The sequence below is a fragment of the Sporosarcina sp. JAI121 genome (assembly GCF_013408665.1).
Taxonomy (GTDB): domain Bacteria; phylum Bacillota; class Bacilli; order Bacillales_A; family Planococcaceae; genus Sporosarcina.
This window is the reverse complement of record NZ_JACCCL010000001.1, coordinates 1,041,563-1,054,841: the sequence shown is the minus strand read 5'-3', so window position 1 is coordinate 1,054,841 and position 13,279 is coordinate 1,041,563. Positions and strand designations below refer to the sequence as shown.

The window sequence follows — 13,279 nt, the reverse complement described above, 5'->3', positions numbered from 1 at the left end:
CGGATCATCCTCCTATGCTCGCGGATGCGTATTCATATATGTTTTCCGTAAATGCTCTTTTGTTATGTGTGTATACACTTGCGTTGAAGATAAGTGGCTGTGTCCCAGAAGTTCCTGGACAGTCCTCATGTCGGCGCCCCCTGCCAGAAGGTGGGTTGCAAAAGAGTGGCGAATCATATGTGGATAGATTTTTGAGTGGAGTGATGCGCGCTCCATCATCATGCTTAAGATATGTCGGACACCCCCGTCAGTCAGTGGGTCGCCCCGTAAATTGACGAACAGCATGTCGTGTTCTTTCTGTTTCATCAAATCCAGCCTGCTCTTCTCCCGATAGGCATCGAGTGCGGATTGTGCAAAACTTCCGAAAGGCACATAGCGTTCTTTGCGGCCTTTTCCCATGACCAGAATTATACCAAGGTGATCATCAATGTCTTGCATTTTGAGTGAAGTCAGCTCACTGACGCGTATGCCGGTCGCATATAGTAATTCCAGCAGTGCATAGTCACGCAATGTCTTCTTATCCTGCCCATCACAAGATGAAAATAAAAGCTCCATTTCTTCTTCATAAAAAAAAGCAGGCAGTCGTTCTTCCTTTTTTGGATGATGCAAGGATCGGAATGCGCTATCATTTATCCCATACCGGGCATTCGCGAACTTGAAAAAGGAACGGATTGAGGAAACTTTCCTGGATATCGATGCCCTCGATAATCCCTTGTCATAAAGTTCAGTTGCATAGAGTCTTGCTTCTGGATATGTAACTTCATTCAAATCCTTTATTCCCTCGACTTCAAGAAAGGATAGAAAAGCATCAACGTCTTTTTCGTATTCCAAAACCGTGTAAAATGAATAATTCTTTTCCAAGCGTACATATGAGATGTATTCGTCACGGACGATCGAAGATTGTACTGTCATACACTTCATCCCTCCGAATAAAGAGTCTCCAAGTTACTGAAGTATTTTGAGTCATTTGAATAATAACACATTATTTATGAAACGCCATAGCGAAGCGATTTACTTAATAACCGCAAAATAAAGACAAGTCCAGAAATTCAAAAGTCATCCACGATTCACTATACAATAAATGATAAGCGTCCGGCAACTATCTTTCCCCAAGAAGTCTGACCTCTTATGATTTGTTCGAATTTCAGACACAATTTGTACATATTCGCAAAAGAAAAAGCCCGGATCACTTCCCCGGACTTCTTCTTTTTGGAAACAAACTAGTTGATTCGCATCCAAAAGTCTGTAAACACGTTAGATATTCCCAATTATAGTAGAAATATAGAATCCCTTCAAATACACTCTTGCGCTTATTATTTACTCCACATTCAAAACTTCAACCAATACAGTTAAGTCAATGCTACTGATTGAAATTCACTGATTGCTTCCAAAGCACGCTCGGCATGTTTTTCGGCACGTTCCAGTTTGGATTTGACTCGTTTTTCAAGATTCGGGAAAAGACCGAAGTTAATGTTCATCGGCTGGAAGTTTTCGGGATTTGCTTCAGTGACATAACGCGCCATGCTTCCCAGTGCAGTTTCGTTCGGGAATAGGACCGGTTCTTTACCGAGCGCCAAATTCGCTGCGTTTATGCCGGCGATAAGGCCAGAGCCTGCCGATTCAACATAACCTTCCACGCCTGTCATCTGACCTGCAAAAAAGACGTTGCGGTTTGCCTTCAACTGATAGGTTGCATCCAGTACACGGGGTGAGTTTATGAATGTGTTGCGATGCATAACGCCATACCGTACAATTTCGACATTTTCCAGACCCGGGATAAGGTTGATGACTTCCTTTTGCGCGCCCCATTTCATATGAGTTTGAAAACCGACGATATTATACAAAGTGCCCGCTGCATCATCTTGACGCAACTGAATAACAGCTTTTGCAAGCTTTCCTGTTTCAGGATGTTCAAGCCCGACTGGTTTAAGTGCACCGAATAACAATGTCTTTTCACCGCGTTGAGCAAGTACTTCCACAGGCATGCAACCTTCGAAGTAAATCTCTTTTTCGAATTCCTTTAGCGGTACGATTTCAGCTGCGATAAGTGCATTGTAGAAGCGTTCGAATTCTTCCTCATCCATCGGACAGTTCAAATATGCCGCTTCTCCTTTATCATAACGGGATTTCAAATAGACCTTGTTCATGTCGATCGAGTCTTTCTCGATGATGGGTGCTGCCGCGTCATAGAAGTATAAATATTCCTCTCCCGTCAGTTTACGGATCTGTTCGGCGAGTGCCGGTGATGTTAGTGGCCCTGTTGCAATGATTGTGATCCCTTCCGGCAGTTCTGTCACTTCTTCGTTAATGATTTCGATTAGCGGGTGATTTCGAATAGTCTCTGTCACATTGCCGGCAAATTCATGGCGGTCGACCGCCAACGCTCCTCCGGCTGGCACAGCGCAAGCGTCTGCCGCGCGTATAATCAGGGAATCGAGTCTTCTCATCTCTTCCTTGATGATGCCTACCGCATTCGTTAAGTTGTTCGCGCGCAACGAGTTACTGCAAACAAGCTCAGCAAACTTGTCCGTATGGTGTGCAGGCGTCTGTTTTACCGGTCTCATTTCAAATAGGCGGACATTCACTCCACGGCTGGCGATTTGCCATGCAGCCTCGCTCCCTGCAAGCCCTGCGCCTATTACATTTACGATGGGTGTCATCCCGTCACCTTCCTTCTTCAGTTCTTGTTGTCTAGGCTCCAGCGCCTAGAGGCTCGGGACATTAGTCGGTCCGACTGTGCAGCATAGAACGCTGCTTCGCCGGCCCGTCTTATGCCTGTCACCTCCGAACAGGCGCTTACACTTTTCTTGTTACTGTGTATCTTCTTTATAATCACATTCTGTACATTGAACTTGTACACCTTTTTTCGATTTCTTTTCAACTAGGGAACTGTCGCATTTCGGACATGGTCTCGCAACTGGTTTATCCCAAGAAACGTATTCACATTCCGGATATCGGTCACACCCGAAAAATATACGCTTCGTCTTGCTTTTCCGTTCAACGACCTGTCCTTCTTTACAGCTAGGGCAAGCGACGCCGATCGGTTTGATGATTGCCTTTGTATTTCGGCAATCCGGAAAATTGGAACAAGCCATGAACTTTCCATACCGGCCCAATTTATAAACCATGGGCGAACTGCATTTTTCACAGTCTTCGCCTGCGGGCTCATCTTTGATTTCTATTTTTTCCATCTCAGCGTCTGCAACTTGCACATGCTTCTCGAAGTCTTGATAAAAGTCATCGATGACTTCAACCCATTTGGTCAGGCCATGCTCGACATTATCCAGCCCTTTTTCCATTTGGGCCGTAAACTCCAAGTCGATGATATTAGGGAAATATTGATCCACTGCCTGATGGACGATACCGCCAAGCTCCGTCGGAATAAATCTTTTAGCATCGAGTGTTACATAGCCCCGCTTTTGAATCGTGTCGAGGGTGGGTGCATAAGTGGATGGACGGCCTATCCCCTGCTCCTCGAGCGTTTTCACCAATCTCGCTTCCGAATACCGTGGTGGCGGCTGTGTAAAGTGCTGTTTCGGATCAATTTCACTGAATTTCACCCGTTCGCCTTCTTCAAGCGGCGGGAGAATCCGATCCTTCTCTTCTTCCTTATCGTCATGACCTTCAACATACACTTTCATGAACCCTTGGAACTTCACTTGTGATCCGCTTGCTCTGAAGCGGACATCGCCGTTAACTAGATCAACTGACACCGTGTCTAATATCGCCGGTGCCATTTGACTGGCAACGAATCGTTCCCATATAAGCTTATACAGACGAAGTTGATCCCGTGATAATACCGTTTTCATAGCAGCTGGTGGCCGCATGACGGATGTCGGACGTACCGCTTCGTGTGCATCCTGGGTTTTAGCTGTGCTTTTAGTTGCTGATTTTGTTGCTGTGACAAATTCTTTCCCGTACATCGTTTCGATGAATGATTTCGCTTCCTCTTTTGCACTATCGGCAATCCTGGTCGAGTCAGTTCTCATATAGGTGATGAGTCCGACGCTTCCTTCTTTTCCAAGGTTGATTCCTTCATAGAGCTGCTGGGCAAGCATCATCGTTTTTTTCGCACGGAAGTTCAGCTTGCGGGCAGCTTCCTGCTGTAAGGATGAAGTAGTGAACGGGAGTGCCGGATTTCGTTTGCGTTCTTTTTTCACTACTTTCGCAATGTCGAATTCGTCTCCGTCCAGCTGCCCCAGAATTGCATCAACTTGCTGTTTATCTGTCAGCTTCACTTTTTTCTTCGAATCTCCGTAAAACGTCGCTTCGAACGTGGTATCATCTTTTTCGACTTGACCGGAAATACTCCAATATTCTTCAGGAACGAATGAATTGATTTCATTCTCCCTATCGATGATCATGCGTAGCGCTACAGATTGAACCCGACCGGCTGAAAGACCTTTTTTCACTTTTTTCCAAAGGATAGGACTGATGTTATAGCCTACAAGGCGGTCCAATATCCGGCGTGCCTGTTGAGCATCGACACGATCCATATCAATCGGTCTTGGGTGTTTGAACGATTCTTTTATCGCTTCTTTTGTAATTTCATTGAAAACTACACGGCAATCCGATTCGACATCCACGCCAAGCTGGTTTGCCAAATGCCATGCAATCGCTTCCCCTTCTCTGTCGGGGTCAGCCGCGAGAAAGATTTTTTTTGCTTTTTTCGCTTCTTTTTTCAAATCCTGCAAAATCGGACCTTTACCGCGGATGGTGATGTACTTCGGTTCATAGTTATTTTCGGTATCCACGCCCATTTGACTGCGCGGAAGATCGCGCAAGTGGCCGAGAGATGCACGCACTTTATATTTTTTCCCGAGATAGCGCTCAATCGTTTTTGCCTTCGCGGGTGATTCTACAATTACTAGGTAGTCTGCCATTACGTGTCTGCCTCCTTAGAGAGGTTCCATATTTATTCATCAAAAGAGGTAGTTCAAAATGTCCGGACTTGCACGGCAGGCACTGACTTTTATATGTAGTCGGCTTGATACCCGGCCCTTTTCATCCTTTTTTTTTGAACGTAAACTCAAAAGAATATCTGTTGCAAAATGTATACCAGATTTCATTTTAATGCAACCTTTTCAATAGAAATGAATTTTATTCAACCGTTTAAAACATGTGATCCGACAATTTGAAACCCATTCCATAGGGGTTTTGCACCTTCATCCAGCAACTTATTCGGTCCGGTTGATAAACTTGATGTGATAGGTCCAGGAACTGCGTACACGTCTTTCCCATGCTCAAGTGCATGTTCGACCGTACTCATCGTCCCGCTTTTATCTGCCGATTCCGTGACCACGACTACGTCGGACAATCCGCTTATAATACGGTTTCGCATCGGAAAGGTCCAACGTTCAGGTTTGACATACGGCGGATACTCCGTAACTAGGAGATGGTTTGTCGCTATTTCATCTGCAAGAATCTGATTCTCTTTCGGATAGAGGTGAAAAAGTCCGTGCCCGAGTACGGCAATTGTTTTACCGCCGAATTCAAGTGCAGCTTCATGTGCCATCGTGTCGGCACCTTTCGCCAACCCGGATACAATAATAGCCTTATTTTCAACGAGAGGCGGCACGATAAATGACATCGCTTTTTTTGAATATGCAGTTGCTTTCCGGGATCCGATGATTGCGACATTAAACTGCTCGGCGATCAACGTCGCATCGCCTTTTACATACAGGACGGACGGCGGATCGAAAAGTATTCGTAACTGGTCAGGGTAAAGGGGATTCGTGAACGGAATCGGGATGATTGCATGCCGTTCATATAATTTTTCGTAGGGGATATCGGCGTTGCGGTACAGCTTTTCCTGTAATTGATGCGCTTTTGACAGTGTGATTTTCAATATATTAGCTAATTCAAACGCTTTATATGAATATAACTTTTCGAGATTGGGGTCTATCCCATAAAGTCCGTTCAACCTGTTAAAGGGCACAGGAAATACATAGTGAAGCGCTAGCAATCTTCTTTCCGCGTCTGTCAGTTCCATTAAATACCTCCCTTTTATAATAAAAAAAGATGCAGCGCATGAAAATACACGCTGCATCTCCCATATTAATGTGTTTTACACTTTTCGTACAGACCTTTTTCTTTAATAACTTTAATTAACGTTTCCCCGATGACAGAAGGAGTGTCTGCAACTTCAACACCAGCAGCATTTAGCGCTTTGATTTTCTCTGCAGCTGTTCCTTTACCGCCGGAAATGATGGCACCAGCATGGCCCATACGTTTTCCTTCTGGAGCTGTTTGCCCGCCGATGAAGCCGACAACAGGCTTCGTCATGTTCGCTTGGATCCATGCAGCAGCTTCTTCTTCAGCAGTTCCGCCGATTTCACCGATCATAACGACAGCGTATGTCTCAGGATCTTCGTTGAATTCTTTAAGAACATCGATGAAGTTTGTACCGTTTACCGGGTCTCCACCAATACCGACAGCAGTCGTTTGACCGATGCCTGCTTGGCTTAATTGGTGAGTGGCTTCATACGTCAGTGTACCTGAACGTGAAACGACGCCGACATGTCCTTTTGTATGGATGTAGCCAGGCATGATGCCGATTTTACATTCGTCCGCCGTGATGACACCCGGGCAGTTCGGACCGACAAGACGTGTTTTCTTGCCTTCCATGTAACGCTTCACTTTTACCATATCAAGTACCGGAATATGTTCAGTAATACAGATCGTCATATCAAGGTCTGCATCTACTGCTTCCATGATCGCGTCTGCTGCGAATGGAGCCGGAACATAAATAACCGAAACGTTTGCGCCTGTCGCTTTTACAGCTTCTTCAACCGTGTTGAAAACAGGAACACCCGCCGCTTCCGTTCCGCCTTTACCAGGTGTAACTCCGCCAACAATTTTCGTTCCGTACTCAAGCATTTGTTCTGTATGGAAAAGTGCTGTAGCACCTGTGATTCCTTGTACGATAACTTTTGTATCTTTGTTAATAAAAATACTCATCGTTTGTCCCTGCCTTTCTTAACCTACGAGTTCTACAATCTTTTTCGCACCGTCTGCCATTGTATCAGCAGCGATGATGTTCAATCCTGATTCATTCAATAGTGCTTTACCTTTATCGACATTTGTACCTTCCAAACGAACGACAAGTGGCACTTGTAGACCTACTTCTTTTGATGCAATTATAACGCCTTCAGCAATTACGTCACACTTCATAATCCCGCCGAAAATGTTGACGAAAATCCCTTTGACGTTTTTATCAGAAAGGATGATTTTGAATGCTTCAGTAACTTTTTCAGCTGTCGCGCTGCCACCAACGTCAAGGAAGTTGGCAGGTGATCCACCGTAGTAGTTGATAGTATCCATTGTAGCCATCGCAAGACCTGCGCCGTTAACCATACAGCCGATACTTCCATCGAGGGAAATATAGCTTAGGTCATACTTCGAAGCTTCGATTTCTTTTGGATCCTCTTCGTCAAAATCACGAAGTTCTTGGATGTCTTTATGACGGTATAGTGCACTGTCGTCAAAGTTGAACTTCGCGTCAAGCGCAAGTACATCGTCCCCAGCCGTTACCACTAGCGGGTTGATTTCAACAATAGATGCGTCTTTTTCTACGAATACTTGATAAAGTCCAAGCATGAATTTCGCTGCTTTGTTGACAAGATGTGTAGGGATGTTCATGTAGAATGCCATACGGCGTGCCTGGAATCCAGTCAAACCAACAACCGGGTCGATGACTTCTTTGAATATCTTTTCAGGCGTTGCTTCTGCAACTTCCTCGATATCCATTCCGCCTTCTTCAGAACCCATAAGTGTTACACGGTCTGTTGCACTGTCGAGAACAAGTCCAAGATAGTATTCTTTCTTGATATCAGAACCTTCTTCGATAAGAAGACGTTTGATTTCTTTGCCCTCAGGACCTGTTTGATGAGTCACAAGTGTTTTGCCGATCAATTCCTCCGCATAAGCGCGAACTTCATCAAGATTTTTTGCAATCTTGACACCGCCTGCTTTACCACGGCCACCCGCGTGGATTTGTGCTTTAACAACGATGATGTCCGTACCTAGTTCCTTTGCAGCTTTTACCGCTTCCTCAGGAGAGAAAGCAACAAGACCGTTAGAAACAGCTACACCATATTCTCTAAGCAACTGTTTACCTTGATATTCATGGATATTCATCTTACATCCTCCAATCGAACTTCTAACTCTTTTAATTTACTGCCTCATCCATTGTAGTAAAGATGTCAAACATTGTCCACAATTGATTGCTGAATGTAGACATTTGTCGAATTTAGGGGGAAGTCGTTACATTCTTTTCCCTCCATGTTCGCGGTCGATCTGGTAAATATATGCAAAAACTTCCGAAACCGCTTTGTATAATTCTTCCGGAATCGATTCATTGATGTTCAATTGACCTAAAATTTCAACCAGACTGGGATCCTCCTGTATCGGGATATTATTCGCTTTCGCCTTTTCCAATATATTTTCGGCGATTTTCCCTTTTCCTTTCGCGACTACTTTCGGTGCCCCCTCCGAAAACGGTTCATACGAAAGGGCAACAGCTTCTTTTCGAACGTGCAGTTCATTCTTCATACGCGGAAGTCAACTCCTGCCCTGTCGGTTTTCGGGAAGTTTTTCCGTTTAGCCGCATTTCCATCTTCTTCCTTGAAATTTTTGAAGAAGACGCCCGACAGTTTGTAGCCGGTCGACTCAAGTCCTTCTTTCAATCTTTGCTGGAGCGGGTCTCCAATTATCTTAAGCGTTTCATCAGCATTAAAGACAGTAACCGAGACAATCCGGTTCTGTACTTGCATATCAATGACTGTATTCTTAATCGATTCAAGATCAAGATAAAAGAGAATCCTAGCGAATCCGGAGTCCATTTTCCCGTCCTCTTTCATCCGACTGTTCCAATGCAATGTCGCATCGATACGCTTTCCGAAAAACTCAAGTGGAACTTGCATGACTAATTGATGTTGGGCGCCATTCTCCCCCGACTGCAACAGCGGGCCGTTCATCCTCATGACGACAGTTTCTGCCGCCTCACGTAGGGCTGGGGATATAGAAGGATTATGCATGAGCGTAAGCAACTGTGGCTTTAATGTTTCCGCAAGTCGTCCGAAATCAGTTTCTTTACCAAGCAGCCCCGCTTCATAATTAAGCCCAAACGAGCGAATGACCGTCTGAAAAGCATCTTTTACAGCTGTCCCGTCAATCATTTTAGACACAACGGCTTCAGCTGTTCGCACCGCTTGTTGGATAGTTGAATTGTCGGAACGCTCCGCCGTCCGCATGAGCATCTCCAGCTTGTCCGTTCCATGCTGACCAAGTACAGTGAGCAATCGTTCTATTGGTCCTTCAGCTGAAGTAGTGAGTTGAAATGGTGCTGTAACGGCATTGGAAGCAGCAATCCGTGTGTATGCCTGGGTGAATTCCTGTATGAACTTCGTGGTTGAATCAGTAGCCGGTTGCATGACTGGAACACGATTGACGATTTCTGTAAGCGCAATTTTTTGCTGTGTATTCATCCCCGTATCGGATGAAATCAGTGCTTTTACATTTTCCAATGGTACTTTCATCTGCCCTTGAGGAGCATCTCCAACCTGTTTAAGTGCCCACAATAGCTGCTGTCCAACAGGTACGTTTTGCTGTGGCGTTGGGGCAGAAGCTGCCGGGCGAATCGTGCTGTCCGTTGTCAGAAGCGAAGCCAGCATTTGCTGGAGGTTTGCTAGAGAGCTCCGTTCCGGTAAAACAGCTGCACTTTTCAATAGTTGCAATGTCGCGAATCGGGTTTCCGGCGGTTCACTGCCGTCGAGTAATGTTAGAAGGGATTGCCCCAGAAGAGCCCCTCCTGTCGCCTGTATGAACGGTTTATCCACCTTCTCAAGAGCAGATAGGATTGTATCCTTGACATGCGGCATGACCTTGTCATCCATAGCCAAGGCACTTTTAAGAGATGTCAGAACGGTATGCAACCCTTCTTTCGTTTCGACGCCTACTAGTGACTGGAAATTACTTTTTGTGAGCGGCAATTTCAGCTCAATCATTTTTTGGATCGACGCAAGCGCTTCAATCCGCGCGGCGGGCGAAACACCCTTCATTATCGTTTCCGCTTCCAGCAGGCCTTCCCGCGTGATCGGAATCCTGTTTTTCATGACGAACGTAAGAAGTGATTGCATTTCCTGCGTTTTCGGCAATTGCATCGCATCCATAAGACCACTTAGCTGGCGGACCTGTCCTTCATTAGACTGAAGCGGTCCCGAAATAATCTTCAACTGTAATTCGGGCTTTACTGAACTTACCTGAAAATAATAGGAGTCGCCGGCCTTCATCGGAACTTCCAGTTTCGCGAACAGCCGTTGTCCGCCTATTTGCACTTCAGCCATTTGTCCCGGAAAAAGTTGTTTAATCTGTCCGTGGAACAACTGGCCTTCATTCAGTACAAGCGGCCTGTTCTGGGCAATGCCTGCTGCAGCCTGGCTGCTCACTGCTCCTGTAGTCGGAAAGCTCACTTATCCCCCCTCCTATCTTTCATCATGGATTTGACAGGTTCGAAACTTGTGCGGTGGTGCTCGCTCGGTCCATGTGTCTGAAGCGCTAGGACATGCTCGGCCGTTCCGTATCCTGCATTCCTCTTGAAATTATACATAGGAAAGTCGTTATGTAATTCGTCCATGATCGCGTCACGTGTCGTCTTTGCGATGATTGAAGCCGCCGCAATCGCCAAGCTCTTTGCATCCCCCTTTATAACAGATTCTGTTGGACATTCAGTCTTTAGTTCCATTGCATCTGCAATGACGAAATCAGGCTTGACTGCAAGCCCCCTTATCGCCTTCTCCATCGAATCCCTTGTCGCAGCATAAATATTCATATCGTCGATGGCATGAGCCGATTGGATATGTGTTGAATAAGCGATTGCGACGTTGCGGATTTTTTCCGCAAGTCGCTCCCTTTCAGCTTTCGGCACAGCCTTTGAATCATCCAGACCGGTGAGCTCCGGAGTTTCTCGCGGTAAAATAACCGCTGAGGTGACCACAGGACCCGCCAATGGCCCTCTGCCCGCTTCGTCGACCCCAGCAATCATAGCTCCTTCAAACGGCGCAAACGACACGTCAAAGGCTTCCTTCGCAAAGTGGTTCTGTTCCACAGCTTTTCTTTTGTCGTACTGTCGTTTCCAACGGTTAAGCGCATTTTTCACACCTATTCTCGGGTCCAATGCGAGTTCTTCCATCCACTGTTCCGGTTCTTCAACGGTCTTTAACCGTCCCGTAATTTCTTTAATCGTTTTCAATGTAATCACCTTCCAGTAACAGACGATTTATCGACTCATTTCTTGTTTATTATATCGGTTGCTGTTGTCACTTTTTGACCCGCATAAAAGAAAAGGCCGATTGCCGCGGAAAAATTCCGTGCCGGCATCGGCCTACTCTTGTTGCGGTTGTTGGGCTGTGAAGTCGAAAGTCAGTTTTCCAAGGTATTCGTTTCGAATATCCCGGACAATCAGCTCAGCCACTTTGTCATGATCGACTTCTCCACCTGTCGTATACACTTTACGGCGTGCACCGATCTGTTCGAAAATAGGGAGAATTTCATCGCCGATAGTTGCCAACCCATATCTATCCGAAAGTCGGTCAGGATAATTCGCTTCCAAGAAACGAAGACCGTATACTGCCAAGTCTTCCATGTTGACGATAGTATCTTTGATAGCGCCCGTCAGCGCAAGCTTAAAGCCGACATCCTTGTCCTCGAATTTAGGCCATAAAATACCCGGCGTATCAAGGAGTTCAAGCTCTTTTTCGTATTTAATCCATTGCTGGGCTTTGGTAACGCCCGGTGTGTTGCCTGTTTTGGCAATATTCTTCTTCGCCAGACGATTGATAAGCGTCGATTTTCCGACGTTCGGAATGCCAACAATCATTGCCCGCATCGCACCTGGACGGATGCCTCTTTTACGCATTCTTTCTAATTTCGGTTCTAAAATCTCTTTTGCAGCTTTTATTACGATCTGAAGCCCTTTTCCTTCAAATGAATTGATGGCAACCGCACGCATTCCACGTGTTTCAAAATAGCGGATCCAGCGGGCCGTTTCCGTTTCATCCGCAAGGTCCATCTTATTCAGAATAAGAAGTCTCGGTTTTTGATGGATGACTTCGTCAATCATCGGATTTCTGGAAGATAGCGGAAGCCTGGCATCGATTAACTCAAAAACGATGTCTACAAGCTTCAACTTTTCGGTTACTTCCCGTCGCGCTTTTGCCATATGTCCGGGAAACCATTGAATTGTCATGTTGTAAGCTCCTCTTGTTACTTGATAATCCCGAAATCTTTGATCGGCCAGAAGACGATTTTAGTACTGCCGATGATTTCATCGATTGCAACGGCCCCAATATGTCTGGAGTCCTTGCTTTTTCTTCTGTTGTCCCCCATGACAAATATATGATCCGCCGGGACTGTTGTACTTCCAATTTTCTCCTCGAGGGTGAAGTCTTCAGTCAGTGGACTGTCCACAACTTCCGCCTTGTATTGATCGAGATAGGGTTCTTCGTACGGTTTTCCATTAATGTATAAAACGTCATCCCGATACTCCACTTCGTCGCCCGGAAGTCCGATCACCCTTTTTATGTAATCTTTTTCTTCGGGCGCATGGAATACAACAATATCAAACCGGTTCGGTTCCCCAATCGTGTATCCGATTTTATTCACAATCATTCTGTCACCATTCTCAAGTGTCGGCATCATTGATACTCCATCGACAACAATCGGTGTAAATAGGAAAATTCGGATGATCGCCGCAAGTCCGAATGCGATTAAAAGTGCCTTCGCCCATTCCCACGTTTCATTTCTTTTCTTCTTCTCTTCATTCATCGGCTGAGCCTCCTGCATACGTCTTTCTTTATTGTACAGTCTATTCAATTTTGAGGCAAAAAGAAAGGAGGCCATTTGCGGGCCTCCTGCATTTTTTGCTTATCGAAGTTCTTTGATACGAGCAGCTTTTCCGCGCAGGCTGCGAAGATAGTACAACTTCGCACGGCGTACTTTACCACGGCGTGTTACTTCAAGTAGAGTGATTTTCGGTGTGTGTACAGGGAATGTACGTTCAACACCAACACCGTTGGAAATTTTGCGGACTGTGAAAGTTTCACTGATTCCGCCTCCACGACGTTTGATAACAATTCCTTCAAATAGCTGGATACGCTCACGCGTTCCCTCTACGATTTTAACGTGCAAACGAACAGTATCTCCTGCACGGAATGATGGATGATCTGCACGAAGCTGATCTTTTGTGATTTCTGAAATGATATGTTGCATAATTTAACCT

At 45.6% G+C, this 13,279-nt stretch carries 12 protein-coding genes; all 12 read right to left on the bottom strand.

Features of this window, described 5'->3' with window-relative positions:
- Positions 1–12 precede the first annotated feature (12 nt).
- The gene (gene xerC / locus HDC33_RS04945) at positions 13–912 is read right to left on the bottom strand and encodes a tyrosine recombinase XerC (RefSeq protein WP_179391388.1); all 900 of its coding nucleotides are present in this window, start codon (positions 910–912) and stop codon (positions 13–15) included.
- A gap of 437 nt (positions 913–1,349) precedes the next feature.
- Positions 1,350–2,660 (bottom strand): FADH(2)-oxidizing methylenetetrahydrofolate--tRNA-(uracil(54)-C(5))-methyltransferase TrmFO, encoded by a 1,311-nt coding sequence (gene trmFO / locus HDC33_RS04940; protein ID WP_179391387.1) that lies wholly within the window; start codon positions 2,658–2,660, stop codon positions 1,350–1,352.
- A 150-nt stretch (positions 2,661–2,810) separates the two neighbouring features.
- Positions 2,811–4,883 carry a type I DNA topoisomerase gene (gene topA / locus HDC33_RS04935; protein WP_179391386.1) on the bottom strand — a complete coding sequence of 691 codons (2,073 nt, stop codon included), beginning with the start codon at positions 4,881–4,883 and terminating at the stop codon, positions 2,811–2,813.
- A gap of 221 nt (positions 4,884–5,104) precedes the next feature.
- Positions 5,105–5,992 (bottom strand): DNA-processing protein DprA, encoded by an 888-nt coding sequence (gene dprA / locus HDC33_RS04930; RefSeq protein WP_179391385.1) that lies wholly within the window; start codon positions 5,990–5,992, stop codon positions 5,105–5,107.
- 65 nt (positions 5,993–6,057) lie between these two features.
- Positions 6,058–6,960 (bottom strand): succinate--CoA ligase subunit alpha, encoded by a 903-nt coding sequence (sucD, locus tag HDC33_RS04925; protein ID WP_179391384.1) that lies wholly within the window; start codon positions 6,958–6,960, stop codon positions 6,058–6,060.
- Between the two features lie 18 nt (positions 6,961–6,978).
- Entirely contained in the window at positions 6,979–8,139 is a 1,161-nt protein-coding gene (gene sucC / locus HDC33_RS04920; protein ID WP_179391383.1) for an ADP-forming succinate--CoA ligase subunit beta, read from the bottom strand.
- Between the two features lie 126 nt (positions 8,140–8,265).
- The gene (locus HDC33_RS04915) at positions 8,266–8,553 is read right to left on the bottom strand and encodes an EscU/YscU/HrcU family type III secretion system export apparatus switch protein (protein WP_179391382.1); all 288 of its coding nucleotides are present in this window, start codon (positions 8,551–8,553) and stop codon (positions 8,266–8,268) included.
- A complete protein-coding gene (locus HDC33_RS04910; protein ID WP_179391381.1) occupies positions 8,550–10,472 on the bottom strand; it encodes a hypothetical protein in 1,923 nt (640 codons plus the stop codon). The genes HDC33_RS04915 and HDC33_RS04910 overlap by 4 nt, the downstream gene beginning before the upstream one ends.
- Positions 10,469–11,260 (bottom strand): ribonuclease HII, encoded by a 792-nt coding sequence (locus tag HDC33_RS04905; RefSeq protein WP_370457406.1) that lies wholly within the window; start codon positions 11,258–11,260, stop codon positions 10,469–10,471. Before HDC33_RS04905 ends, HDC33_RS04910 begins: the two co-directional genes overlap by 4 nt.
- Positions 11,261–11,383: 123 nt before the next feature.
- A complete protein-coding gene (ylqF, locus tag HDC33_RS04900) occupies positions 11,384–12,247 on the bottom strand; it encodes a ribosome biogenesis GTPase YlqF (protein ID WP_179391379.1) in 864 nt (287 codons plus the stop codon).
- A gap of 17 nt (positions 12,248–12,264) precedes the next feature.
- Positions 12,265–12,825, bottom strand: coding sequence for a signal peptidase I (gene lepB, locus HDC33_RS04895; protein WP_179391378.1), 561 nt, complete (start codon positions 12,823–12,825; stop codon positions 12,265–12,267).
- Positions 12,826–12,924: 99 nt separating this feature from the next.
- Positions 12,925–13,269 carry a 50S ribosomal protein L19 gene (rplS, locus tag HDC33_RS04890; protein WP_179391377.1) on the bottom strand — a complete coding sequence of 115 codons (345 nt, stop codon included), beginning with the start codon at positions 13,267–13,269 and terminating at the stop codon, positions 12,925–12,927.
- Positions 13,270–13,279 lie beyond the last annotated feature (10 nt).

What these genes read in the sequence shown, in the direction of transcription:
- xerC (WP_179391388.1), bottom strand. Translation starts at nt 912, where the DNA reads ATGACAGTACAATCTTCGATCGTCCGTGACGAATACATCTCATATGTA.
- trmFO (WP_179391387.1), bottom strand. Translation starts at nt 2,660, where the DNA reads ATGACACCCATCGTAAATGTAATAGGCGCAGGGCTTGCAGGGAGCGAG.
- topA (WP_179391386.1), bottom strand. Translation starts at nt 4,883, where the DNA reads ATGGCAGACTACCTAGTAATTGTAGAATCACCCGCGAAGGCAAAAACG.
- dprA (WP_179391385.1), bottom strand. Translation starts at nt 5,992, where the DNA reads ATGGAACTGACAGACGCGGAAAGAAGATTGCTAGCGCTTCACTATGTA.
- sucD (WP_179391384.1), bottom strand. Translation starts at nt 6,960, where the DNA reads ATGAGTATTTTTATTAACAAAGATACAAAAGTTATCGTACAAGGAATC.
- sucC (WP_179391383.1), bottom strand. Translation starts at nt 8,139, where the DNA reads ATGAATATCCATGAATATCAAGGTAAACAGTTGCTTAGAGAATATGGT.
- HDC33_RS04915 (WP_179391382.1), bottom strand. Translation starts at nt 8,553, where the DNA reads ATGAAGAATGAACTGCACGTTCGAAAAGAAGCTGTTGCCCTTTCGTAT.
- ylqF (WP_179391379.1), bottom strand. Translation starts at nt 12,247, where the DNA reads ATGACAATTCAATGGTTTCCCGGACATATGGCAAAAGCGCGACGGGAA.
- lepB (WP_179391378.1), bottom strand. Translation starts at nt 12,825, where the DNA reads ATGAATGAAGAGAAGAAGAAAAGAAATGAAACGTGGGAATGGGCGAAG.
- rplS (WP_179391377.1), bottom strand. Translation starts at nt 13,269, where the DNA reads ATGCAACATATCATTTCAGAAATCACAAAAGATCAGCTTCGTGCAGAT.